This is a genomic window from Aequorivita echinoideorum (assembly GCF_018476645.1).
Lineage (GTDB): Bacteria > Bacteroidota > Bacteroidia > Flavobacteriales > Flavobacteriaceae > Aequorivita > Aequorivita echinoideorum.
Window position 1 is genome coordinate 391367 of the sequence record NZ_JAHCTB010000004.1, and the last position, 25267, is coordinate 416633.

The 25267-nt window shown below is 39.1% G+C and carries 19 protein-coding genes and 1 pseudogene; 6 read left to right on the top strand and 14 right to left on the bottom strand.

The features are described from left to right. Positions 1 to 33 precede the first annotated feature (33 nt). Together KIV10_RS11110 and gyrA are read right to left on the bottom strand one after the other, a co-directional pair. Positions 34 to 1290: a tetratricopeptide repeat protein gene (locus KIV10_RS11110; protein ID WP_214113641.1), complete on the bottom strand. Its 1257-nt coding sequence runs from the start codon at positions 1288 to 1290 to the stop codon at positions 34 to 36. A gap of 11 nt (positions 1291 to 1301) precedes the next feature. After that, positions 1302 to 3842, bottom strand: a complete 2541-nt coding sequence (gyrA, locus tag KIV10_RS11115) for a DNA gyrase subunit A (protein ID WP_214113643.1) — start codon at positions 3840 to 3842, stop codon at positions 1302 to 1304. 256 nt (positions 3843 to 4098) lie between these two features. Between gyrA and KIV10_RS11120 the strand changes: the two genes are divergently transcribed. Further along, positions 4099 to 6651 (top strand): ATP-dependent Clp protease ATP-binding subunit, encoded by a 2553-nt coding sequence (locus KIV10_RS11120; protein WP_214113645.1) that lies wholly within the window; start codon positions 4099 to 4101, stop codon positions 6649 to 6651. Positions 6652 to 6767: 116 nt separating this feature from the next. Then, the gene (locus tag KIV10_RS11125; protein WP_214113647.1) at positions 6768 to 7145 is read left to right on the top strand and encodes a hypothetical protein; all 378 of its coding nucleotides are present in this window, start codon (positions 6768 to 6770) and stop codon (positions 7143 to 7145) included. Here KIV10_RS11125 and KIV10_RS11130 read toward each other — a convergent pair. After that, positions 7142 to 8023 carry a T9SS type A sorting domain-containing protein gene (locus KIV10_RS11130; RefSeq protein WP_214113649.1) on the bottom strand — a complete coding sequence of 294 codons (882 nt, stop codon included), beginning with the start codon at positions 8021 to 8023 and terminating at the stop codon, positions 7142 to 7144. The genes KIV10_RS11125 and KIV10_RS11130 overlap by 4 nt on opposite strands. A gap of 12 nt (positions 8024 to 8035) precedes the next feature. Then, on the bottom strand, positions 8036 to 9547 hold the full coding sequence (hutH, locus tag KIV10_RS11135; RefSeq protein WP_214113651.1) for a histidine ammonia-lyase: 1512 nt from the start codon (positions 9545 to 9547) through the stop codon (positions 8036 to 8038). Positions 9548 to 9682: 135 nt separating this feature from the next. Here hutH and KIV10_RS11140 point away from each other — a divergent pair, with 135 nt between their 5' ends. After that, positions 9683 to 11044: a TlpA family protein disulfide reductase gene (locus tag KIV10_RS11140; protein ID WP_214113653.1), complete on the top strand. Its 1362-nt coding sequence runs from the start codon at positions 9683 to 9685 to the stop codon at positions 11042 to 11044. 60 nt (positions 11045 to 11104) lie between these two features. Here KIV10_RS11140 and KIV10_RS11145 read toward each other — a convergent pair whose 3' ends face one another. Continuing rightward, complete coding sequence (locus KIV10_RS11145; RefSeq protein ID WP_214113655.1) at positions 11105 to 12640, bottom strand: NAD(P)H-hydrate dehydratase; 1536 nt, start codon at positions 12638 to 12640, stop codon at positions 11105 to 11107. Between the two features lie 176 nt (positions 12641 to 12816). Between KIV10_RS11145 and KIV10_RS11150 the strand changes: the two genes are divergently transcribed. Both KIV10_RS11150 and KIV10_RS11155 read left to right on the top strand, forming a co-directional pair. Next, a complete protein-coding gene (locus tag KIV10_RS11150; protein ID WP_214113657.1) occupies positions 12817 to 13233 on the top strand; it encodes a glyoxalase in 417 nt (138 codons plus the stop codon). 129 nt (positions 13234 to 13362) lie between these two features. Beyond that, positions 13363 to 14628: an OmpA family protein gene (locus tag KIV10_RS11155; protein WP_214113659.1), complete on the top strand. Its 1266-nt coding sequence runs from the start codon at positions 13363 to 13365 to the stop codon at positions 14626 to 14628. A 97-nt stretch (positions 14629 to 14725) separates the two neighbouring features. Here KIV10_RS11155 and KIV10_RS11160 read toward each other — a convergent pair whose 3' ends face one another. Further along, positions 14726 to 15427, bottom strand: coding sequence for a DUF2461 domain-containing protein (locus KIV10_RS11160; protein WP_246516275.1), 702 nt, complete (start codon positions 15425 to 15427; stop codon positions 14726 to 14728). Next, positions 15418 to 16506: a magnesium/cobalt transporter CorA gene (gene corA, locus KIV10_RS11165; RefSeq protein ID WP_214113661.1), complete on the bottom strand. Its 1089-nt coding sequence runs from the start codon at positions 16504 to 16506 to the stop codon at positions 15418 to 15420. Before corA ends, KIV10_RS11160 begins: the two co-directional genes overlap by 10 nt. 200 nt (positions 16507 to 16706) lie before the next feature. Here corA and KIV10_RS11170 point away from each other — a divergent pair, with 200 nt between their 5' ends. Beyond that, entirely contained in the window at positions 16707 to 18437 is a 1731-nt protein-coding gene (locus KIV10_RS11170) for a sodium:solute symporter family protein (RefSeq protein ID WP_214113830.1), read from the top strand. Positions 18438 to 18449: 12 nt separating this feature from the next. On the opposite strand, the pseudogene KIV10_RS11175 reads toward KIV10_RS11170, so the two are convergent. The 7 genes and pseudogenes from KIV10_RS11175 to efp form a co-directional block, all read right to left on the bottom strand. Continuing rightward, positions 18450 to 19264, bottom strand: a pseudogene (locus KIV10_RS11175) (prohibitin family protein). Positions 19265 to 19279: 15 nt separating this feature from the next. After that, positions 19280 to 21313 carry a VWA domain-containing protein gene (locus tag KIV10_RS11180; protein WP_214113663.1) on the bottom strand — a complete coding sequence of 678 codons (2034 nt, stop codon included), beginning with the start codon at positions 21311 to 21313 and terminating at the stop codon, positions 19280 to 19282. Positions 21314 to 21395: 82 nt separating this feature from the next. Further along, on the bottom strand, positions 21396 to 22142 hold the full coding sequence (gene fabG / locus KIV10_RS11185) for a 3-oxoacyl-[acyl-carrier-protein] reductase (RefSeq protein ID WP_214113665.1): 747 nt from the start codon (positions 22140 to 22142) through the stop codon (positions 21396 to 21398). 188 nt (positions 22143 to 22330) lie between these two features. Next, positions 22331 to 23209: a succinate--CoA ligase subunit alpha gene (sucD, locus tag KIV10_RS11190; RefSeq protein WP_214113667.1), complete on the bottom strand. Its 879-nt coding sequence runs from the start codon at positions 23207 to 23209 to the stop codon at positions 22331 to 22333. Between the two features lie 110 nt (positions 23210 to 23319). Continuing rightward, positions 23320 to 23733 carry a nuclear transport factor 2 family protein gene (locus KIV10_RS11195; protein WP_214113669.1) on the bottom strand — a complete coding sequence of 138 codons (414 nt, stop codon included), beginning with the start codon at positions 23731 to 23733 and terminating at the stop codon, positions 23320 to 23322. Continuing rightward, on the bottom strand, positions 23730 to 24668 hold the full coding sequence (locus KIV10_RS11200; RefSeq protein WP_214113671.1) for a UDP-3-O-(3-hydroxymyristoyl)glucosamine N-acyltransferase: 939 nt from the start codon (positions 24666 to 24668) through the stop codon (positions 23730 to 23732). The genes KIV10_RS11195 and KIV10_RS11200 overlap by 4 nt, the downstream gene beginning before the upstream one ends. A 31-nt stretch (positions 24669 to 24699) precedes the next feature. Continuing rightward, positions 24700 to 25266 carry an elongation factor P gene (gene efp / locus KIV10_RS11205; protein WP_214113672.1) on the bottom strand — a complete coding sequence of 189 codons (567 nt, stop codon included), beginning with the start codon at positions 25264 to 25266 and terminating at the stop codon, positions 24700 to 24702. Between the last annotated feature and the right edge of the window lies 1 nt (position 25267).

The following is a 25267-nucleotide window of genomic DNA, read 5'->3' on the forward strand; positions in this document are numbered from 1 at the left end:
TTTGGAGGTTTTTTTATTACTGTATCATTATTCTTATCCACCCATTGCTTCAATCTTGGCTTTCATGGCCTTCGCTTTTGAATCCTCACCCATTTGACTATAAATATTCATGAGCGTACGTGCCACCCCTTTGTTTTCAGGATTCAATTCTACAGCTTTTTCAAGATATGGAATTGTCTCCATATACAATTGCTTTCGTTGCTCCTTGAGCTCATCATATTTTTTATTATCAGCAGAAGAGTTTCCGAGGCTATTCATTTGCTCTACAAGCTTGTCTTCACCTTTTAATTTTACGACGGCTAGATTAATTAATGCACCTTCGTGTTCCGGTTTTAGCTCCAATGCTTTTTTGTAATAACCAATAGCTTTCTCGTCCTCTCCCAATTCAGCGCTGCCTACTCCAAGGTTGAAATAGATTTCAGGATTTTCAGGATCTGTGGCAACAATCTTATTCATCAATTCGTTATATTTTGCTATATCCCCCATTTTGTAAGACATATCTGCATCGGCACGCATCAAATAAACATCAGTTGGATTCTCCGCACGCGCCGTTTTCATCAATTTTGTAGCTTTATCAGAATCGCCCTGCTCAACGTAAATCAAGGTCATATTTCTTAAAACTTCACCTCTTTTAGACTCAGCTACGCGTTCTTCGGGCTTTATATATTCCCCAGTTTTGATAGCAATGTCACGTTGATTTTTATTATCGAAAGGTTCTACTTCACCAGTTTCTTTATTCGTAGCAACAAATTCTTTCGTAGCTCCCGTATATCCGAGATCTACCAACATTTGATAGTATTTAAGCGCGTTCGGATAATCCTTAGCATTTACGGAATTACTGGCGGCAAAATATAAATCTGAAGTATCCTTTTTTGTAATCATATAACTGGTATATAATTTCTCTGCGGCCATTTTATACTGCTCAGAATTTTGATCGCTCACAGCAGAATTTATCAACTTCGCACGCAAATTTTGAAGCGGAACGGATACTTGACTTTCTATGTTGGGGTTTAGCTCCAATGCCTGTTGAAATGCTTCGGCAGACATCTTTAACTTTTGGAAATCAGATCCAGCCGAGCCCATATAGGCTTCGCCGCGTGCTGCGTAGAATTGCGCTTTCATCTCATTGTCCGCAGATGCCAACATTCCTTCGGCATCATTAAGGTAGCCTAAGGCTTCGTTAAATTCATTTGACTTAATGGCTTTTTCGGCTTTTTTGATTTCTTTTTTCTGACCAAATGAAAATGCAGAAATAAGAACCAAACCAGCTACTAAAATTTGTTTTTTCATTGTGTTAAAATTTATTCGTTGTTTTCGGTTTGCTCATCATTATCATCAAGAGTGATGCCACTATCGGGAATCTGTCCATCTTCCAAATTTTCAGCTTGGCTTTCTACATCATTATCTTCCCTCATGGCTTTTGCAACTGCGGCAATGGCATCATCTTCCCTTACTTTTATAAGGCGGACACCTTGGGTGGCCCTACCCATAATACGTAAATCTGACACACCCATGCGGATCGCGATTCCTGATTTATTAATAATCATTAAATCATCATCGTCGGTTACATTCTTGATAGAGACTAATTTACCAGTTTTTTCTGTAATATTAATAGTTTTCACTCCCTTTCCTCCTCTATTGGTAATTCGGTAATCATCAATTGAGGATCTTTTACCATATCCATTTTCAGAAACAACGAGTATATTGGAATCATTATCATTTACGGCAATCATACCCACGACTTCATCATTTTTATTTCCCAAGGTAATTCCACGAACACCAGAGGCATTTCTTCCCATAGGTCGCGTTTTTTCCTCTTCAAAACGAATGGCCTTTCCAGATTTAACTGCGAGCATCACCTGGCTATCGCCCGTAGTGAGTTTTGCTTCCAATAGTTCATCGTCCTCGCGAATGGTAATTGCATTAATACCATTTGTCCGCGGTCTTGAATATTGCTCCAGAGGTGTCTTTTTGACCTGTCCTTTTTTCGTGGCCATAATTACATAATGGCTATTTATGTAATCCTCATCTTTTAAATCCTGCGTGCAGATAAAGGCTTTCACTTTATCGTCCGGTTCAATATTAATTAAATTCTGGATGGCTCTACCTTTTGAGGTGCGGGTTCCTTCGGGGATTTCGAAAACACGCATCCAGAAACATTTTCCCTTTTGGGTGAAAAACAACATATATTGATGATTGGTTCCCACAAAAAGGTGTTCAAGGAAATCTTCATTTCGCGTAGCGGAAGCTTTTTGTCCCACGCCTCCCCTATTTTGCGTTTTGTATTCAGATAGCGAAGTTCTTTTAATGTAGCCCGCGTGGGAAATTGTTAATACCACTTGTTCATCTGCAATAAGATCTGTAATACTTACGTCACCTCCTGCATATTCAATGGTAGAACGGCGCTCATCACCATATTTATCTCTAATCTCCTCCAGCTCTTCTTTAATAATCTGCATTCTGCGATCCTTGCTTGCAAGAATATCTTTGTAATCCTGGATTGTTTTCATCAATTCCTCATATTCACTGCGAAGTTTGTCCTGCTCCAGACCAGTTAATTGGCGCAGACGCATTTCCACAATAGCTTTCGCTTGAATTTCTGAAAGTTTAAAGGCCTCGATCAATCTTTCACGTGCTTGATCTGCATTTGAGGAAGCCCTAATTATCCTGATTACTTCATCTATATTATCTGAAGCTATAATTAATCCTTCCAGAATATGCGCACGTTCTTCGGCCTTTCGAAGAAGATATTCGGTTCTCCTGACTACAACCTCGTGGCGATGCTCCACAAAATAGTGGATGAGCTCCTTCAAATTCAATAATTGAGGGCGCCCCTTTACAAGCGCAATATTATTTACACTGAAGCTGGACTGAAGCGCTGTATATTTAAATAATGTGTTCAGAACAATATTAGGAATTGCATCACGCTTCAAAATATAAACAATGCGCATTCCCTTTCTATCACTTTCGTCTCGTATATTCGAAATTCCCTCAATTTTCTTTTCATTCACCATATCAGCGGTCTTTTTGATCATTTCCGCTTTATTCACTTGATATGGAATTTCAGAAACCACAATACATTCCCTTCCATTTACTTCCTCAAAACTCGCTTTTGCACGCATCACCACACGGCCGCGGCCGGTATGAAAAGCTTCGCGAACACCGTCATAACCATAAATAATTCCGCCAGTTGGAAAATCTGGAGCTTTTATATGCTGCATTAGACTATCAATGTCAATATCGTTATCCTCAATATAGGCGATTGTTCCATTCACGACTTCGGTTAAATTGTGCGGAGGCATATTTGTTGCCATACCTACGGCGATACCGGAAGCACCATTGATCAAAAGTCCGGGAACGCGTGTGGGCAGTACGGTTGGTTCCTTTAATGTGTCGTCAAAATTGAGTTGGTGGTCTACCGTTTCCTTATCAATATCCGCGAGCATATCTTCAGAAATTTTCTGCATTCTTGCTTCTGTGTATCGCATTGCCGCAGGGCTATCGCCATCTACTGAGCCAAAATTCCCCTGTCCATCCACAAGCAAATAACGTAAGCTCCACTCTTGCGCCATACGCACCATGGCATCATATACTGAAGTATCTCCGTGCGGGTGGTATTTACCCAATACTTCTCCCACAATTCTAGCGGATTTTTTATGTGCGCCAGTAGCCCTAATTCCTAGTTCGTGCATTCCAAACAAAACCCTTCTGTGTACGGGTTTCATTCCGTCTCGAACATCTGGCAGGGCACGTGACACTATGACCGACATCGAATAATCGATGTAGGCAGATTTCATTTCTTCTTCAATGTTTATGGGAATTAATTTTTCACCTTCAGCCATAAAAAATATCTTTATTTATCGTTGTTAAACTAATGAGGCAAGATACATGTTTTTGTAGGTTTAGAGCCACTTTGACCTTGGTGTTATTCACGAATTTATTAACAAATAAAGTGCTGGAAATCGTTAATAAATATGACCGCTTTTACTTTGAATTGCGTTATTTATTTTGTCCTTTTACTGAAAGCTTGCCAAAGAGGAACAGTTTTTGTCTTATTTTGGCTAAATTAGTATTTTTAAGAAGAGAGGACTTTTAATAATGGATGACAATTTTTCCCCAAGAGTAAAGGATGTAATAGCATATAGCAAAGAAGAAGCACTGCGCTTAGGTCACGATTTTATTGGAACGGAGCATTTAATGCTTGGTCTGCTACGTGATGGTAATGGTAAAGCGGTGACTATACTTAATGCATTGGCAATAGATCTTAACCATCTTCGCCGTAAGGTGGAGATTTTGAGCCCGGCCAATCCGGGCATTACTTCAAATACAAACGATAAAAAAAATCTCCACCTTACAAGACAGGCAGAGCGTGCGCTGAAAACAACTTTTTTGGAAGCAAAACTCTTTCAGAGTTCTTCCATTAACACGGCTCATTTACTTCTGTGTATTCTGCGGAATGAAAATGATCCCACTACAAAACTGTTGAATAAAATGAAGGTGGATTATGATGCGGTCAAAGACCAATTTAAACTTATGATAACAAATGATGACGATTATGTAGATTCCCCCAGCGCGGAATCTTTTCCTAACGATGACGACGCTCAGGCTGAGGATGCTGGCAAGGAAAATCTGTTCTCAGGAACGGCTTCAAAAACAAACAAAAAATCCAAGACCCCGGTTTTGGATAATTTTGGAAGGGATTTAACTGCACTTGCCGAAGAGGGCAAACTTGACCCCGTTGTGGGCCGTGAGGATGAAATTCAAAGGGTTTCCCAAATTTTGAGCAGAAGAAAAAAGAATAATCCTTTATTGATTGGTGAGCCAGGCGTAGGAAAATCTGCTATCGCCGAAGGACTTGCACTTCGTATTATTCAAAGAAAAGTATCACGTATTTTGTACGATAAACGCGTGGTTACGCTTGATTTAGCAAGTCTCGTAGCTGGAACTAAATACCGCGGACAGTTTGAGGAACGTATGAAGGCCGTGATGAACGAGCTCGAAAAGAACAACGATATTATTCTTTTTATTGATGAAATCCACACAATCGTGGGAGCGGGTGGCGCAACGGGATCTCTCGATGCTTCAAATATGTTCAAGCCTGCGCTGGCACGAGGTGAAATTCAATGCATTGGCGCAACAACACTGGATGAATACAGACAATACATCGAAAAGGATGGTGCGCTGGAAAGACGTTTCCAAAAAGTATTGGTTGAGCCAACTAGCGTCGAGGAGACTATCGAAATTTTGAAAAATATTAAAGACAAATACGAAGGCCATCACAATGTAGAATATACGGATGGTGCCATTGAAGCCTGCGTTAAACTTACCAATAGATACATGACTGAGCGTTTTCTACCAGACAAAGCTATCGATGCTCTGGATGAGGCGGGCTCTAGGGTTCATATTACGAATATTCACGTTCCGGATAAAATTTTGGAAATTGAAGCCAAACTTGAAGAGGTCAGGGAACTGAAAAATTCTGTGGTGAAAAAACAGAAATACGAAGAAGCCGCTAAACTTCGTGATGATGAGAAAAATTTAGAAAAAGAACTTGCCACACAACAAGAGAAATGGGAAGAGGATAGTAAACTTCACAAAGAAATTGTAACTGAGGAAAATGTGGCAGAAGTAGTTTCCATGATGACTGGAATCCCGGTTAATAGAATTGCCCAAACGGAAACAAAAAAATTAGCCAAACTTCCTGATCTTATTAAAGGTAAAATTATAGGGCAAGACCAAGCAGTTGCGAAAGTGGTAAAAGCCATACAGCGTAATCGCGCGGGCTTGAAAGATCCCAATAAACCTATTGGTTCTTTCATTTTCTTGGGACAAACCGGAGTTGGAAAAACGCAACTTGCAAAAGTACTGGCCCGTGAGCTTTTTGATTCTGAATCTGCCCTTATACGTATTGATATGAGCGAATACATGGAGAAATTTGCAATATCGCGTCTGATTGGTGCGCCTCCGGGGTACGTGGGTTATGAAGAAGGTGGACAATTAACGGAAAAAATCCGTAGAAAACCCTATGCTGTTGTCCTTCTGGACGAGATAGAAAAAGCCCACCCAGACGTTTTCAATATGTTATTGCAGGTGCTGGATGATGGTTATTTAACGGATAGCTTGGGCCGAAAAATTGATTTCAGGAATACGATTATCATTATGACTTCAAACATTGGAGCCCGACAATTGAAGGATTTTGGGCAAGGTGTAGGTTTCGGTACTTCCGCAAGAAAAAGCCAAGAGGAAGCTTACAGCAAAAGTGTGATTGAAAATGCCTTGAAAAAAACTTTTGCACCAGAATTTCTTAATAGAATTGATGACGTTATGGTCTTCAATCCTTTGGAACGAGAGGATATTCACAAAATAATTGATATTGAACTTGATAAATTATTCTTGAGAATTGGTGATTTAGGCTACGATCTTAAATTAACTGAAAAAGCCAAAGATTACATTGCCGATAAAGGTTTTGACAAGCAATATGGAGCCAGACCTCTCAACAGAGCAATCCAAAAATATATTGAGGACGCCCTTGCCGAGGAAATTATCAATAACAGCCTTGAAGAAGGTGATTCAATTACAATGGATTTTGATGAAAAAGCAGAAGAGCTCACCATAAAAATCAAAAAACAGAAGAAAACTACGGAATCGTAGAATTAAATAAATTCTATTGATAAAAAAGCACTTCTACGTTGGAGTGCTTTTTTGTTTTGAACTAAAAGTTTCACCTAAATTTTTCGTAACTTATTCATCTTCAAAATAAAATGAGTATGATCAAGGCACTATTTTATGAATTTGGAGAACTGAATGTTTTCAAAAACTTCGTAATTGCAATTATGAACGAGGGGACTACCGTTCTGCCAAAACACAATGATGTATTAAGAGATATTGCTGATAGATATTTTGAAAATAGGCCTTTCGGTTATATTACGTATCGTAAAAATTCATATTCCGTGGATCCTTTGGTGTATATACAGACTTCACAAATTGAAAATTTAATTGGGTTTGCCGTAGTTTCCAAGGAAGAATCGAAGCTAGCAAATCTTGAAATTGAGAAATACTTTCTAAAAAAACCACTGGCATCTTTTTCGTCATTAGATGATGCGAAAGATTGGATCAATTCCTTAATTGAGAGCCAAAAAGGTTAGTTTATAAAGAGTTTGAAATTCTTTTTTTGTGAATTTCGATTTTCCACTACCAAAATGTAAATTCCGTTTAAAAGCTTAGCTGTCTGCAAATCAATTATTTTAGAGCCATTATTATTTTCTGAAACAATCCGTTTACCAGAGAGATCGAAAATTTGATAGCGGCTTACATTTTCTGAATGAACCAAAAAAGGTTTTCCATTTTCAAAAATTAGCGCTGCTTCAATTGGTGCCAAATTTTGTTGAATATCCAAAACTGAAGGTGAACATCCATCAATAGAATCTAAATTTGAATAATATAATTCAGCATTTTTGAAATAGCAGCTCAAGTGGCCCGCACCGTTAATATTTGGTTCTCCCCCTGGAGCATTGATCATGGAAAGCGACCCTACACCTTCCACCCAGATTGCGTTGCCGGTGCTAAATGGATTTGATGGAGTGGGCGAAAAAAAGAATTTTTTGTGATTTTCACCATTTGAAACAACATTTCTTATTGAATCCAATAGAAAATAACCCCCGTTTGTAGGAAAAGGACTTATAGGATTTCTTATGTTTATGCTATCCCCTTCTGAAAGTGAAAAATCATAAAGTAATGTCTCCGCACTATGCGTAGATTCAATGAAATTCAAATATATTTTACGTTCGGGCACATCTTCGCGAAGCAAAAATTTTCTTGAAATAAAATGAAATCCATCGAGAATTTTATAGGATTTCCCATCTACAATCGTATCTCCATCAGTATAATAAATATCAGTCACACAACCAGAATAGCAATTTGTTAATTGCCATTCATTAATATTGTCGAGCAAAGGCACATACGTTTGTGATTGGACAAAAAATGTCACGAAAAGTGCAACAAGAATGTGGATTTTCCTCTTCATTTTAAAAAAAAATTATTCAAAAAGAATCTCGCTATCTATTGAAAAACTTTGCAAAAATGCAACGGATGCGTGAATATCATCTGCCAAAAGTCTGTCTTCCTTTACAAATGGAACAACTACCCTGTAGCTTTTCAAAAAAGATTCGACCAATGGCGAAGATTTCTTGGGTTCCCTAAAAGCCATTGCCTGTGAGGCGTTCATTAATTCTATTGCAAGAATGGTTTCAAGATTTTCCAAAATGCGAAGTGTTTTTGTGGCACCATTGGCGCCCATACTTACGTGGTCTTCCTGCCCGTTACTGGACACAATGGAATCCACGGAAGCTGGCGTAGCCAGTTGTTTGTTTTGGCTTACTATGCTGGCGGCTGTATATTGCGGAATCATAAAACCGCTGTTCAACCCTGGATTGTTCACCAAAAATGCAGGCAAATCCCGCAATCCCGAAACCAATTGATAAATTCTTCTTTCAGAAATATTTCCAAGTTCGGCCATGGCTATTCCCAAATAATCAAAAGCCAGTGCCAGCGTTTGCCCATGGAAGTTTCCGCCGGAGATAATCATATTTTCCTCCACAAAAATATTTGGGTTGTCCGTAACCGAATTTATTTCGGTCTTAAACGTTTTATGAACAAAACTCAAGGTATCCTTTGACGCACCGTGTACCTGTGGAATGCATCGAAACGAATACGGATCCTGTACGTTTTTCTTTTCTGAAAGACCCAACTCACTATCTTGCAAAAATTCCAATATCCGTGCAGCGGTCTTTATTTGGCCACGATGCGGCCTCACCAAGTGGACCAATGCATTGTATGGACTCATATTACAATCAAAGGCATCAATGGAAACGGCACTGATTAAATCTGCCAAATAGGAAAGTTTGTAACTTTTTAAAAGCGAAAAAATTCCGTAGGCGCTCATAAATTGGGTCCCATTTAAAAGGGCGAGACCTTCCTTTGCTTGAAGTTTTATGGGCTGCCAGTTGAATCTGGCCATAATTTCTTCAGTAGATACTCTTTTATTTTCGTAATAAACTTCGCCTTTTCCTATTAACGGGAGCGAAAGATGTGCGAGTGGCGCCAAATCTCCCGAGGCGCCAAGACTGCCTTGCGTGTAGATTACCGGTAAAATATCATTATTGTAAAAATCGATTAGTCGCTCTACCGTTTCAATCTGAACGCCGCTGTAGCCGTAGCTCAGCGATTGTATTTTTAACAACAGCATCAATTTAATTATAGGCTTTGGCACAAATTCCCCAGTTCCGCAAGCGTGACTCATAACCAAATTCTCCTGTAGTTGCGATAGATTTTCTAAAGAAATCTTGACGTTGCACAACGATCCGAATCCTGTATTTATTCCATAAATAGGGGTTTCGTTGTTCTTCATTTTATTGACGAGAAACTCCCGCGATTTATTGATGTTCAACTTTGCTTCTTCAGAAAGTTCTAGCGTTGCGCCATCTTCAAATATGGCATTCAATAAAGGTAAATCCAGAATTTCAGAGCTTATGTAGTGAGTAGTTTGCATCTATATTTAAAATTTTTACAAAAATACTATTTTTTATTTGCCACAATCCCATAGGCTTTCCTTCAGAATTTGATGAATTTTAGATACAATCCGTTTTCAATACTTATTTTTACCGTTGAATTTAAATGATACTTAATGAAAAAATTACTTGCAATTGGCGTGCTAACACTACTGTTCGCTTGCGCCGAAGAAAAACCGGAATACGCCATACTGAACGGAACAGTTGAAAATAACACTGGCGAGACCACCTTTGTGCGCGGATATGATTTTGAGAAAAGAATGCCAATTTCCGAAAATGGAACTTTTAGCGATACCCTTCATATTTCAAAAGATGGTTTTTATGAATTATATATAGGTCGCGAGCGCACGGGTGTTTATCTTGAAAAAGGCGGTACGCTTACTGTGACAGTAGATGCCAATGAATTTGACGAAACCTTAAATTACAGCGGAACGCTGTCAAGTGAGAACAATTATCTTGCTGCTAAATTTCTATGGAATGAAAAAAATCTAAATTTCAGGGAATTGTATTCTTTGGATGAAAATGCATTCAAAAAGCAGCTTGAAAGGAATAAGCAGCAAATGGATAGTATCTACAAAGCCAAAAAAGTGGACAATGAAACTTTTAAGAAATCATTGGAAGAAGAAAATGTATACGCCAATGCTGCCCTCGTGGAAAATTATGAGGAAGCGTACAGATATTATTCCGGAAGCACGGACTTTAAAGTTTCTTCAGAATTTTACGATGATCTTAAAAAGATAAATTATACAGACACGCTGGCTTTCAGAAATTCTGTGGCATATCAAAATCTTTTGGAAACGCATTACAATCGCTTAATAAGCGAGGAACCCAAAAACAATGCAACCAATCAAACCTTGGCATTGCTAAAAAAAGTTGATGCTGAATTGCCCGATGGATATGCGAAGGATAAAATAATGAATTCATACCTGCAATACGGTTTAAGCCCAAATGAATCTTTGGAAGAAACCTATACTATTTATAAAAACTCCAATCCCAATCCTGGAAATCTTGCCAAAATCACAGAGCGTTATACTAAATTGAAGCAATTGACAAAGGGCAACCCCTCTCCCACTTTCAATTTTGAAAACCATAAGGGCGGAACGACTTCCCTTGAAAGTTTAAGCGGCAAATATGTTTACATAGATGTTTGGGCAACGTGGTGCAGCCCTTGTTTGCGTGAGATTCCCTATTTAAAAGAAGTGGAGAATGAATATAAATCAAAAAATATTGAGTTTGTAAGTCTTTCCATTGACGAGGAGAAAGATTATGACAAATGGAGGGGAATGGTTACCGAAAATGATCTCGGCGGAATCCAGTTGATGGCAGATAATAATTGGAATTCAAAATTTGTGCAGGAGTACGCAATTTTGGGAATTCCCAGATTTATTTTGATCGATCCGCAAGGGATCATTGTTTCAGCAGACGCACCGCGACCTTCAGACCCACAATTGAAAAATATGTTGGACGGCTTGATGTAGTTTTCAATTTTTTTAAGAAACACCGCGAAACGAAAATGTAACTTTTGATTTCGCGGTTTTTTATTGCCCTTTTTCCTCTTCCTCAGGTTTAGTAAAAAGCTCCAAATATGCCTGGGAAATAGCATCAATTATATCGCCTGCCATAAGTGCTTCGTACCCCAAATCCTGAGCGGCAATATCACCCGCCAAACCGTGCAGATAGACTCCAAAAACAGTTGCTAAAAGCGGATCGTAATTCTGTGATAGCAAACCAGCAATTACGCCGCTAAGCGCATCGCCGCTGCCAGCAGTTGCCATTCCAGGATTTCCGGACGTATTCACATATAATTTGTCGCCATAAACCGTGATACTATAAGAGCCTTTTATTAAAACGATGACTTTGTGTTTATTTGAAAATTTTTTTGTTTTTTCCAATTTATCGTAATCGTTTTTCCAAGGGCCAATAAGTCGTTTCAATTCCCCAGGATGCGGGGTCAGTACGGCATTCTTCGGAATATGTTTTAATAGTTTTTTGTTTTCGGAAAGGATATTTAATGAATCGGCATCAATTATGAGAGGTACTTTAACTTCAGATAAAAAATGTTTCAATGCCGAAACTGTAATTTCATCTTTCCCGATTCCCATCCCGATGGCAATGGAATTTGGCTCAAAGTCGAATTTTATTTCACTTAAAATAGTTTCATTTTTATCTGAAACAACCATAGCTTCCGGCAAACTGTTTTGCAGAATTTGATAGCCGCATTTAGGCACATAAGCTGTAACCAGCCCCGCCCCTACGCGGAAGGCAGCCGTGGAGGATAAAACGGCGGCTCCCATTTTCCCATAACTTCCCGCTACAATGGCGACGTGTCCATAGGTGTTTTTATGCGTGAATTTTTCCCTCGGCTTGTAAAACTTTTGGGCTTGTGGCTTAGAGATAATTTGCGCCAATGGCTCTTCAGAATTAAGATAACTTTCGTCGAGGCCAATGTCAATAACATCAAAGTTAGGTGCAAATTTGGCCGTTTCTGGAAGAAAGAATGCCATCTTCGGGGTTTGAAACGTTACGGTAAAATTTGCTTTCAATACAGCTTCGGCATTATCCAATGGCATATTTGCGTAGAGTCCGCTGGGAATGTCGATTGCCAATTTATACGCATTGCTTTCATTTAAATACTGGATCAATTTTTTTACCCAGCCATCTGGGCATCGGTTAAGGCCAATTCCAAAAATGGCGTCAACAATAATATCTTCAGAATTTATCTGCGGAAAATCGGCCTCGCTCTTCATCAAAGCGGGCCACTTTTTTGAAACATTTTTTATTTTATCATAATTGATGAGAAAATTTTTTGAGCGTTTGTCACTACAATTAACAACGTAGGTGTGCACGTTGTAGCCGTGCTGAATCAATAATCTGCCAACCACGAGTCCATCGCCGCCATTGTTGCCTATTCCGCAGAAAATATGGATTGGCACCTGTGCTGCATTGAGACGCTGGTGTAACCATTGAAACACCTGTTCACCGGCGCGCTCCATTAATTCGGCGGACGTGATTTGCTGTTTTTCCAGGGTTATTTTATCAGCTTCGTATAATTGTTCTGCGGAAAATATTTTCATCGTTTCGTTTTATGTTTCAGTTAAGGAATTTTATTGGACACATCTTGGCAGGTTTGTTGTTTCCTATAATTTCAAAGATAGAAACAATCATCGGTTTTGTTGAAAACAAGGTTTATAACTAATTGCCAAAACTTTCAAAACACAATTTGTAATAAGTACTTTTAAAAAAAACCATTATGGAATCACGTGATAGTGTACTGTTGGGTTTGCGCCCCGAAATTCCTTCCGCTAAAATTAACCCTTCGATGTCTGCGGATGAATATTTTCAAAATAAAACATTACGGCCCGTTATAAAACTTCAAAATGACCTTTTGCTGGCTGCTTTTAACAACTATATCGCCAAACATAAAAACGTGTTTTACGATCTTTCCATTGAAAAGAAGCTGGACTACATTGAAAACGCCATCCATAAGGATATGAAATTCAGAAATTCTCTTAAAGGGATGGTTATTGGGCAATTTACCATTGAAGAATATGGTCTGTACGTCCAGAATTCCTCCGCACTCAACAAGCGGATGATGGACCTTGTGCGGGAGCGCCTAAAGGATAACATGCTTTATTTTGAAAAAACCGCGCTCTTAGTTGCTCATTAAGAGTTACTTATTCCAAAAATACCGTAATTATTTAACACGCTAGCCTGTTAAATAATTTTTAAATTATCAATTAATCCTTCATTATGTTTCTTATTGTAGGTATTTTCGCCGCTTAATTAAACCAAAAACATGAAAAAAACAGTACTCGCTTTAGCCTTGTTAACGGCTACTTTCGCAACGGCGCAAGAAGAAGTTGAAAACTTTGATTACAACAAATGGTCTATTGAATTAGGCGGTGGTTTTCACAAACCGAGCAGGCAGTTTGCCCCTGGTTATTTTACGCACACACCCAGTTTTGGGCAATTCAGCCTTGGTGTGCGTTACATGCTTAATGATCGTTTTGGTCTTAAGGTTGATGCTGGTTACAGCACCATTGAAAATGACGACAACAGCCTTCCCTTTAAATCAAATTATTACAGAGGTTCTCTTCAAGGGGTTGTTAACTTAGGAAATGTACTTCGATTCAGCGACTGGACCAACAGTGTGGGACTTTTATTCCACGGGGGTGCTGGATATTCATTGTTAAGCCCAAAAGAACCTATTGAACTTGATGACAACGATCCTATTTTTCACGTGGTTGGTGGACTTACCCCACAAGTAAAATTGGGTGAAAGAGTTGCCATTTTTACAGATATTTCTTTAATAGGCAATGTAAACCAAGATTACACCTGGGATGGTACACAATTTACTGACGGCCGTGGTTTTAAAGGGTTTAAGGTAGATTTTTCCGTAGGTCTTAATATCTACTTGGGCGGTAATGAAAAGCATGCAGACTGGGCACCAAGGGAAGATGTAATGAAAGACAGAGTTGCGGCGCTTGAGGAACGAGTGACCAAACTTGAGAATGACCTTTTAGATTCTGATATGGACGGAGTGCCAGATTACCTAGATCGCGAGCCGAATACCATGTCTGGTGTAACGGTAGACAGCAAAGGTGTTGCCGTTGATAAAAATAAAAATGGAATTCCTGACGAAATTGAATCTTCACTGGATCAAAGATTTGTTACCAAAGAAGAATTCAAAAAAAATGGACAAAACGGTGGAGTTGATGTTTCTGAATTGTTGAACAAAGGGTACGTTAACGTTTATTTCCAATTCAACAGTGATAAGCCAGAGACCTATTCACTGGAAGCTATCAATTATTTGATTAAATATATGAAGGACAATCCTTCCGCAAATGCTGAATTGATAGGCTATGCAGATGAGCTTGGAAACCCTGAATACAATCAAGAACTATCAGAAAGAAGAGCCAATAAAGTAAAGGAAATATTGGTTGCCTCTGGTGTTGCTGAAGGCAGATTGACCACACGCGGCGGCGGTGAAGACACTACCGTAGAAAAAGGGTCAGCCCCAGCGAGACAATTGGTGCGCAGGGTAACCTTCAGGTTAAACTAATACAGATCTATTTGAACCCTTACTAACCAACCGTTCAAATACATGGAAAAGCCTTCAGCAATGAAGGCTTTTTACATTTATTTATGAAGCAACAGTTTTATTCCAAAAGCGAGACGCCATTTAAGTCCGTTGTTAACACATCACTCATATAATCAAAAAATGGCTGAAGTAACTTATAGTGGTGTAGCAGCATACTTTTGAATTCCGAAGAAAAAATTTCATCATCAGTATAGTTATGACTTACAAAAAAGCTTTTTAGTCTTATCAAATCTATATTTTCATCATCCTTTCTGAAGCCTTTGGGAGCTGTTTTTACGGTATATTCCTTATTAAAATCCCCAAATGCATTCTTAAATTCCCTATTATTTAAAATTTTTCGAATTTCTGATGTATCCATTTCAAATTCCTTTCTAATGCGCAGAAGGTCGGTAGGATTGGGGTCAAAAAAACCACCGGCCATATAGCTATTACCAGGTTCCAATCTTAGGTAATAACCACCGCGGCGTTGCAATCCAGCTCTGCTAAAGCTTACGCTTCGGTGGAAATTGTAAGGCATTTTATTTTTACTGAAACGAATATCCCGATTAATCCTGAAGATTTTTACTGTAGAAATTTCATCAAATACATTCAGTCCTTTTTCAATTTCGGTATAAAACTTTTTAAGGGAATTTTCGTTTTTAAGATATTCTTTTTTATGTAATTGCATCCACTCACGATCATTATTCTCCTTTAAGTTTTTAAGAAATTCAAAAGTTTCGGGAAGAATTTTAATTTCAGAATTGTGCATTGCTATAGCCATTTTTTTCTTTTGAAGTACCAAAGCAAGCCGAAGAAAACCAAAATCATGGCGCCCCAAAGGTAAAAGTAGCCGTACTTGAGGTGCAACTCCGGGATGTAATCAAAATTCATTCCGTAGATTCCCGCCATAAACGTTAGCGGTATAAAAATGGACGCCATAATGGTAAGCACCTTCATTACTTCGTTCATTTTGTTGCTTATGGTGGTCATATACATATCCATCAGGCCCCAGATCATATCCCGGTATATTTCCACGCTTTCGTTTACCTGGATTATGTGGTCGTAAAGGTCATTTATATATTTTGAAGTACGCTCCTCAATGAGCGGGGTCTCTATTTTTTCCAGTCTGTTGATTACTTCCCGCAGCGGAAGCACGGCACGGCGAATTTTGAGGATTTCTTTTTTGAGATATTGAATTTCCTGCGTGAAGTCCTCATTCTCCTTATCATCAAAAAGTTTGTCCTCCAGCACTTCCACCTTGTTGCTCATAAATTCCATGACACTGAAGTAATTATCCACCACCGCATCGAGGATTGCAAACATCAAATAATCTGATTTTGCCCCTCGCACCCTGCCCTTTCCGTGCCCCAGCCGCTCGCGCAGGTCGTCAAAAACATCGCCCTCCGCCTCTTGAAATGTTACCACATAATCCTTGCCCACCACCATGCTCACGTGTTCGTTGATCAATTTTTCATTCTCGTCATAATGAAGCATTTTGAAAACAATGAACAGATATTCCTCATATTCGTCAATCTTGGGGCGTTGGTTGGTAGTAACAATATCTTCCTGGATAAGTGGGTGCAGCTCAAAATGATTTCCCAACGTTACAATATCCTGTACGTTGCTTAGTCCGTTTACATTTATCCAAGTTATGTTATCGGCATCTTCATACTTAAAGGCATCTTCCACAACGTTGGTCTGAAAACGCGAAAAATTTTCCTTACTGTAATCAATAATATCCAGCGTTGTAACGGTCGTGGTCTTCTTACCCGTATAGGCAACCGTGCCGGGCGTGAGGTTTTTTGCTTTTGAAGGGGCAATTTTGGTTGCCTTTTTCTTGATTCGGGCGGCTGTAGCCATAGATGTATGTTTATAGGTTTATTATGAATAGTATGCGCAATGCTAATTGTTAATTGCTAATTGCTAATTGTTAATTGTTAATTGCTCATTGCTTCTAAAGATAACTAAATGCCATCGACATACTTTTTAATAAAATCTTAATTTAAATGAAAGCTTTAAAGAGCGAAACATTTAACTTTAGCCCATCAACGTATCAAATTATGCAATTAGCACCGCTCGACTGGGGCATCATCATCCTTTTTTTCGCCATTTTTATTTTGATAGGATTACTCGTAGCAAAAAAATCTGGCAAAGATTCAAAATCCTTTTTCCTTTCTGACAGAAATATGCCGTGGTGGCTGCTAGGCGTGAGTATGGTGGCGACCACGTTTGCGGCGGATACACCCAACTTTGTAGCTGGGGTTATTCGCGAGGATGGTGTTTTTGGAAATTGGATATGGTGGAGCTTTCTGCTTACGGGGATGCTTACTGTTTTTTTCTATGCCAAATTATGGAGAAAAAGCGGAATTACTACAGATCTGGAATTTTATGAACTGCGCTACAGCGGAAAAAGCGCCGCATTTCTTCGTGGATTTCGCGCCATTTATTTAGGCATATTCTTCAACATCGTGATAATGGCAAATGTTTGCTTGGCCGCCATCAAGATTGGGCACGTAATGTTTGGATTATCATCCATTGAAGTTTTGCTGATTGCTTCACCGGTAGTTGTTATTTATTCAGCTTTTGGGGGATTGAAAGGCGTTCTGCTTACCGATTTTGTCCAATTTATAATCGCAATGGTAGGAAGCATTTGGGCTACCATTTATATTGTGAATATGCCTGAAATTGGAGGGATTAAAAATTTATTGTCAACTCCCGCAGTAGCCGCAAAAACTGCGATGCTCCCAGATTTTTCAAAACCTGAACTTTTAGTTCCTCTGCTTATTGTCCCTCTTGCGGTACAATGGTGGAGTGTTTGGTATCCCGGGGCCGAACCTGGAGGTGGTGGCTACATCGCCCAGCGAATGCTTGCGGCAAAGGACGAAAAACACGCCACGTGGGCCACGCTATTTTTCAATTTCGCACATTATGCACTGCGTCCGTGGCCATGGATAATAATTGGTTTGGCTTCTATCATTATATTTCCAAATATAGAAAGTCTACAGGCGGCCTTTCCAGACTTAAATCCATCATTTGTAAAAAATGATTTGTCGTACCCTGCAATGCTTACTTTTCTACCCGCCGGACTTTTAGGAATTGTAATTACCTCACTTATTGCCGCATTTATGAGCACCATTTCCACGCATTTAAATTGGGGAAGCTCGTATGTGGTAAATGATTTTTACGTACGTTTTATCAGAAAAGAAGCAAACGGAAAAGAACAGGTAGCCGTTGGAAGGATTTCAACCGTATTGATGATGGTCTTGGCAGCGCTGCTCGCGCTCATTTTGGAAGAGGCACGGGAAGGGTTTGATCTGCTACTTTCCATTGGTGCCGGAACAGGTCTATTGTTTATCCTTCGCTGGTTTTGGAGCAGAATAAACCCATACAGCGAAATTGCGGCGATGGTAATTTCCTTCTTGATTGCCGCATTTTTCTTCATCAATGGAAAAATGGAAAACCCGCTTGTCGAAATGGAAGGTTATTGGCAATTGGTTTTGGGCGTGGTAGTCACAACAATTGGTTGGGTGATGGTTACACTGCTCACAAAACCATCAAATAAGCAAACTTTGGAAACCTTCAACAATTTGATTTTTGGAAACCAATCAAAGTTTAAAGGATTTGGAATGAAGATTCTCGGATTTTTTGCTGGGGTGTTTGGCGTTTATTGTGCACTATTTTCTATCGGAAATTTTATTTATGGAAATAATTTACTGGCAACTGGATTATGTGCCGTAACACTACTTTGCGGATTTCTGATTATAAAATCATTCAAAAAAACTGATTTATAAAGAAAACCGTAATTAGTTATCCCCTAAAATCAATGGCAATCCATTTTCACCAGAACCAACAATTACCGTTTTGGCATTAGTTGATTTTGAAAGCTCCAAAGTTGCCTGAATTCCCTTTTCTTTTAGGATTTTATCTGTTAAAGATGCGCTTAATATGGTGTTTGCCTTAGCTTTACCTTCCGCCTCTATTCGTTGGCGTTCCGCCTCTTTTTCAGCTTTTTCAAGCCTGAATTCATATTCTAAGGATTCCTGTTCTTGTCGAAGTTTTCTCTCAATTGCATCTTTTATGGTTGGCGGAAGGGTAACATCACGCACCAAAATTTCATTTAATTGAACATACTGTTTGTCCAAAATCTTCTTGGTTTCTGCATAAATCTCTTCTTGAATGGCATCCCGCTTTGTTGAGTATAACTGCTCTGGTGTGTAGCGGCCCACAACGCTTCTGGCGGCACTCCGTATTGCTGGTTGAATGACACGCTGAAGATAATCTTCCCCCTTTTCTTGGTGAAGTTTTGCCACAGTACCATAAATGGGCTGAAACCACGCGGATGCATCCAGTTTTATCTCAAGTCCATTGCTGGAAAGCACCTGCATTTTTTCGCTTAACTCTTGCTGGCGCACTTCGTAAATAAAGACTTCATTCCAGGGCGCAATTACGTGAAACCCTTCGCCAAGTGGGGGTTCATCCGTTACTACTCCATTCCCAAAAGTTTCGTATAACACGCCGGCGTGCCCCGCTTTTATAGTGACGGACGACATCGCGATAACAACTATTAAAATATAAGGCCAATGGCCACGGGAATCGTGATTTTTGGTAATTTATCCATACTTGAAAATTTAAATTAAATGAGGCCGTTATACTTTCGTATAAACCATTCCGCGGAAAGTGCCAGAACGATGAGTGCGAGCAAGTATTTCCAGTCTATTAACGGGACCACCTTCTGCTCTGCTTTTTCAACATTTTTAAAGGACTCGTCTGCCAAAAGCGTATCCACGAGTTTATTTGCCTCATTTATAAAATACGCATTTCCGTTGGTTTTTGCCGCAACGCGCTGTAGTTTTTCCACGTTTGCATTCAAAAATTGTTGCTCAACATTAAAATCTAAAATGGAAAAGTTTCCGCTGCTCGCAATTTCCTCACCTCGAACATTCACCGTATAACTGTATTCACCTGCAGGCAGTGAATTCAAATCCACTTCAAAGTAGTTATTTTTCAATAGCATCGGGAAGACCGTCTGTACATTTGTTTCTATATTTTTTACAGAAATTTCCAAAGATGCGCGATTATCAAAAACATAATTTTTGTCAAAATATTGAGCTGAAATTTTGATGGGTGTATTATTGTAATAAAACGTTTCGGCGGAAACCTCAAGCCTACCCCTACGCTTATTTGAAGCTAAATATTGCACAAGATTTCCTATAAAATCATCAAAATTTTGAAAGCTTTCCTGTTCCATAAAATTATGGGCTCGCCAACGCCAAAATCCTTCACCATCCCATATAGCATCACGCCTTCCATTAGCTTCCAAAGTAGCAAGCAGCGGGTTTCCGGTCTCAATTCCGTTGACCGTCTGTTTCAGCATTACCTCATGCGTTACACTAATTGAAAGCGCACCAAACTCTGTATGCAATGGCGGATAATTGGAAAAACCGATATCTTCAATGGCGAAAGTTCCGTAATTTGTATTTAATACAGCCTGAACATCATCGTTTTGGCTTGACGCCTCTTTGAGATAAGATTTTTGGATCTTATTTAAAAAATTCCAATCGGTCTGCAAGCCAGAAAAAACCAATGTATTTTTGTTCAATTTAGAAATTTCCGAATATACTGAAGCAAAGCTACGGTCAGGCTGGTAAAGCATTATTAGTTGATAATCATTGAGTACAGAAGTAGCTTCCGAAGGATTTTTTACCGTGAACGTGCGCTGCTCGTTGCTTGTAATCGCTTTTTTGAGCGCACCCAAATCTGGATGCACAAGTTTGCTCACAACAAGCACATTGGTTGCCTGGTCTATCACTTCAACCGCAAATTGCTTATTGTTGTTGGTTTTATTTTTCTCATTAGCAAGCGGTACTATTTGTGCCGTATATTTCTGAAGGCCTACACTACTCGCATTCAGCGTAAAATTGATTGTTTTTGAAGTTTCATTTTCTGAAAAATTGACACTTGTTCTGTAAACCGTTGCGGCACCTTGGGTTACAATAAATTCAGAGTTGATGGCCTCTAAACCACTATACGTGAGAATTACCTCAACCGGAAATTGATTTTTCAGAAAAGCATACCGATTGGTATTAAGCTGTTCTATCTTGAGATCGGTATATTTTAGAGAGTCGCCAAGAATGACTGGATAGATTTTATTTCCATACGTTGCCGAGGAAAATTCATAATCGCTACCAAGCGTTTGGTTGCCATCGGTGATTAAAATTGTGGGTGCATTTTGATTTCTGAAAAGTTCATTGGCTTCGGAGAGGGCTCGGCTTATATTCGTATTTTTTTCATCAAAAGATAGTGAATCTTCATTGCCAAAATCACTTCCGAAGCTATAAAATGAAACATCAAATTTCTCAATCAAATCCTCATTTTCTTTCAGACTATTGATGAATTCCAAAGCATTTTCGGATTGTGATAATTCATTGATTGAATAAGAGTTATCAACAATTATAGGGAGCTTTGGCTTTTCAATAGTGTAAGTTTCACTTTTAAACTTGGGATTGATAATAAGCAATAAAATAGCAAAAAGTACAACGAAACGAAGTGCGAAAAAAACCCAGCGCAGCGTTCCTTTTTGTTTGCTTCTAAAGCCATACATAAAACCAGCAAGCGCCAACGAAACAAGCCCTGCAAAAATTATATATATAATGGTTTCTGTGGACACTAAATTAGTTTCAAAATTAAGGTTTGGGAATTTTCAGCAAATACATTCATTGCAGACTGCCGCTGAAAATCGTAAATTGAAATTAGGTAAGCATTCCGCCATCAACATTAAGTACCTGCCCAGTGACATACGCTGAAAGATCGCTGGCAAGAAAGACACAGGCATTCGCAATATCCTCTGGAGAGCCGCCACGTTTTAATGGAATTGCATTTCTCCAACCTTGAACAGTTGCTTCGTCCAACTTTCCGGTCATCTCGGTTTCAATAAAGCCGGGTGCAATGGCGTTGCAACGAATATCGCGCGAACCAAGTTCCAGCGCAATCGATTTTGTGAAGCCGATGATACCTGCCTTGGAGGCCGCATAGTTGGTTTGTCCGGCATTACCCTTTACCCCTACGACAGAGCTCATATTGATTATTGAACCTTTGCGCTGTTTCAGCATAGCGCGCTGGACCGCTTTCGTCATATTAAAGACAGATTTCAAATTTACCTCAATAACCTTATCGAAATCTTCCTCAGAAATTCGCATAAGTAGATTGTCCTTGGTTATTCCAGCATTATTGATAAGAATATCAATGCTGCCAAAATCTTTCAAAACTTCTTCCGCCAACGTCTGGGATTCTTCAAAGGATGCAGCATCACTTTTGTATGCTTTAGCTTTTACCCCACTTTTTGAAATTTCATCTGCCAATGCATTTGCTGCCTCGGCTGAAGAGCTATATGTAAAAGCTACATTTGCGCCGTGTTTGGCAAATACTTCAACAATTCCTTTTCCAATTCCACGGCTTCCGCCAGTGATTATTGCTGTTTTTCCTTCTAATAATTTCATATAATATTTTTTTATGAACAAGTGGCCCAACTATGTTTCAACGAAGATTTATGGATTTAAAACCGCGAAACGGTGGGGATTCAAATATAACAAAACGTTGCGTGTTCACCATAAAAAAAACCCTGGGAATTAACAGGGTTTTGTAATATTTGAAACCAAAAACGATTTCCCTTTTGATTCTGAATAATTTATTTTTTACCCAAAACTTCGGCTACCTTTTTTCCAATTTCAGCTGGTGATTCTACCACGTGAATTCCACATTCACGCATCACTTTTTTCTTGGCCTGAGCAGTATCCTCACTTCCGCCAATGATGGCACCTGCGTGGCCCATTGTTCTACCTGCAGGAGCGGTCTCTCCGGCGATAAAACCAATTACAGGCTTTTTAATTCCGCTTTCTTTATACCATTTTGCGGCATCTATTTCCAGCTGACCTCCAATTTCACCGATCATTACAACTGCTTCACTATCAGAATCATTTATAAGCATTTCCAAAGCTTCTTTGGTTGTGGTACCAATAATTGGATCCCCACCAATACCAATGGCTGTGGTAATCCCCAAGCCTTGTTTAACAACTTGATCCGCAGCTTCATAGGTAAGCGTTCCAGATTTTGAAACAATCCCTACTTTCCCTTTTTTAAATACAAAACCGGGCATAATTCCCACTTTTGCTTCGCCCGGAGTAATGACGCCCGGACAGTTGGGACCTATCAAGCGGCAATCTTTATCTTTTATGTAATCTGCGGCCTTTATCATATCTGCAACCGGAATTCCCTCGGTAATTGTAATAATTACTTTAATGCCCGCGTTGGCAGCTTCCATTATGGCGTCTGCGGCAAATGCCGGTGGAACAAAAATAATCGTGGTATCTGCACCTGTTTCCTTAACTGCCTCCTCCACAGTGTTAAAGACCGGTTTGTCCAAATGCTTTTGGCCGCCTTTGCCAGGAGTAACACCGCCAACTACATTGGTACCGTATTCTATCATTTGCCCAGCGTGGAATGAACCTTCACTTCCCGTAAAACCCTGAACAATTATTTTTGAATCTTTATTTACTAAAACGCTCATTTTTGAATATTATCTTTTGTTTGTTTATTTTTTTCTTAATTAAATCGCTCTATTTTGATCAAATTTTATTGCTGCAAAGATACCTTTTTTACAAAAGGTACTAAAGGAATTTAAACTTTAACCCTATGATAACTTTCGGTAGTATCATCATTGGCTGTTACTGGCTGGCTCACTTGATGGCCGCGGTAAATTTTGCCATCCTTAACTTCCCAAATTGCAATAAAATGCGCTATTCCCAATTCCTCATCTGGATTTTCCATAGTTCGGATATAATATTTATATCGAATAGTAACGTGGTCGCCATCTGCCAATAAATGGCTTACCTCAATACGCAAATCATTATAGGAACGGCGCACCTCATCAAAAAACTTCACGATATCGTCGTAGTTCATGATGGAAAGCCCATTCGCGCTGTTCCAGATCAAAACAAGTTCTGGATGAAAAAATCGCTCTAAAACTGTATGGTCTTTTAGAATATCAGATTTGTAAAAATCCTTTACTATATCTTTTGCTTTACTACTCATGGTAATTTATCCAATTTTTCAATAATATCCGGAATTAATTTTATAGAAGCCAATTCCTTATACTTTTTTCTGAATTCATCTGCAGGCGTGCCAAAATAGGCTTTATTTCCGGGTAAAGACTTGCTTACACCACTTTGGGCCGAAATAACGGCTTTTTCTCCAATAGTAATTCCACTGGTAATCCCCACTTGCCCCCAAATAGTGACAAAATCCTCAATGAGAACGCAACCTGCAATACCAACTTGTGATGCAATTAAGCAGCGTTTCCCTATTATGGTATCGTGCCCCACGTGCACTTGATTGTCTAGTTTTGATCCTTCCCCTATAGTAGTAGATGCCGTAACTCCCTTATCTATAGTACATAAAGCCCCAAGATCCACATCATCTTCAATAACTACGTTTCCACCACTCAATAATTTATCAAATTTTTCAGGCCTGTTTTTATAATAAAAAGCATCGCTTCCAAGTATAGTACCGGCGTGGATGGTAACGTTATTTCCTATAATTGTGTTGTCATAAATGCTTACATTGGAATGAATTAGGCAATTACGACCCAGTTTCACATTATTACCAATAAACACATTGGGTTGAATAACGGTGCCCTCGCCAATTTCTGCAGTTTGTGAAATGGCAGATTTTGAACTTTGAAAAGGTTTAAAATAAAGTGTCAATTTATTAAAATCCCGAAATGGATCTTCCGAAATTAACAATGCCTTCCCTGCCGGGCAATCCACTTTTCTGTTTATGAGAATAATGGTTGCCGGGGACTGTAACGCCTTATCATAATATTTGGGATGATCCACAAAAACAATGTCTCCCGGTTGCACCACGTGAATTTCATTCATACCAAAAACTGGAAAATTAGCATCGCCCACATAATCTGAGCCGATTAAGTATGCAATGGTTTCAAGTGTTTGGGGAGTTGGAAATTTCACGTGCGGAAAATTTTATATTATATTTTCAAATTTAGTCTTTCATTCTTTCTTGGTACTGGCCTTTTTCAGTATCAATTCGAATCTTATCACCTTCATTTATGAAAAGCGGCACATTTACCTCTGCCCCCGTTTCCAAAATTGCAGGCTTTGTAGCGTTGGTTGCAGTATTTCCCTTAACTCCAGGTTCAGTGCTAACCACTTGAAGAACCACGTGGGCGGGCATTTCAACAGAAAGCGGCGAATTATCTTCGGTATTAATCAATACAGTTACAACCTCACCTTCCTTCATCAACTCTGGCGTATCGAGCAAATTCTTCATCAGCCGGATTTGGGTGTAATCATCCGTATTCATAAAATGATAAATTTCACCTTCGTTGTATAGGTATTGAAATTTATTGGTCTCCACGCGCACATCATCAATTTTGTGACCTGCCGAAAAGGTATTGTCTATTACCTTCCCGGTTGTAACGCTTTTTAATTTGGTACGAACAAACGCAGGACCTTTCCCAGGTTTTACGTGTAAAAATTCAATTATTTTATAAATATCGTTATTGTAGCGTATGCACAATCCCTTTCTAATATCTGATGATGTAGCCATT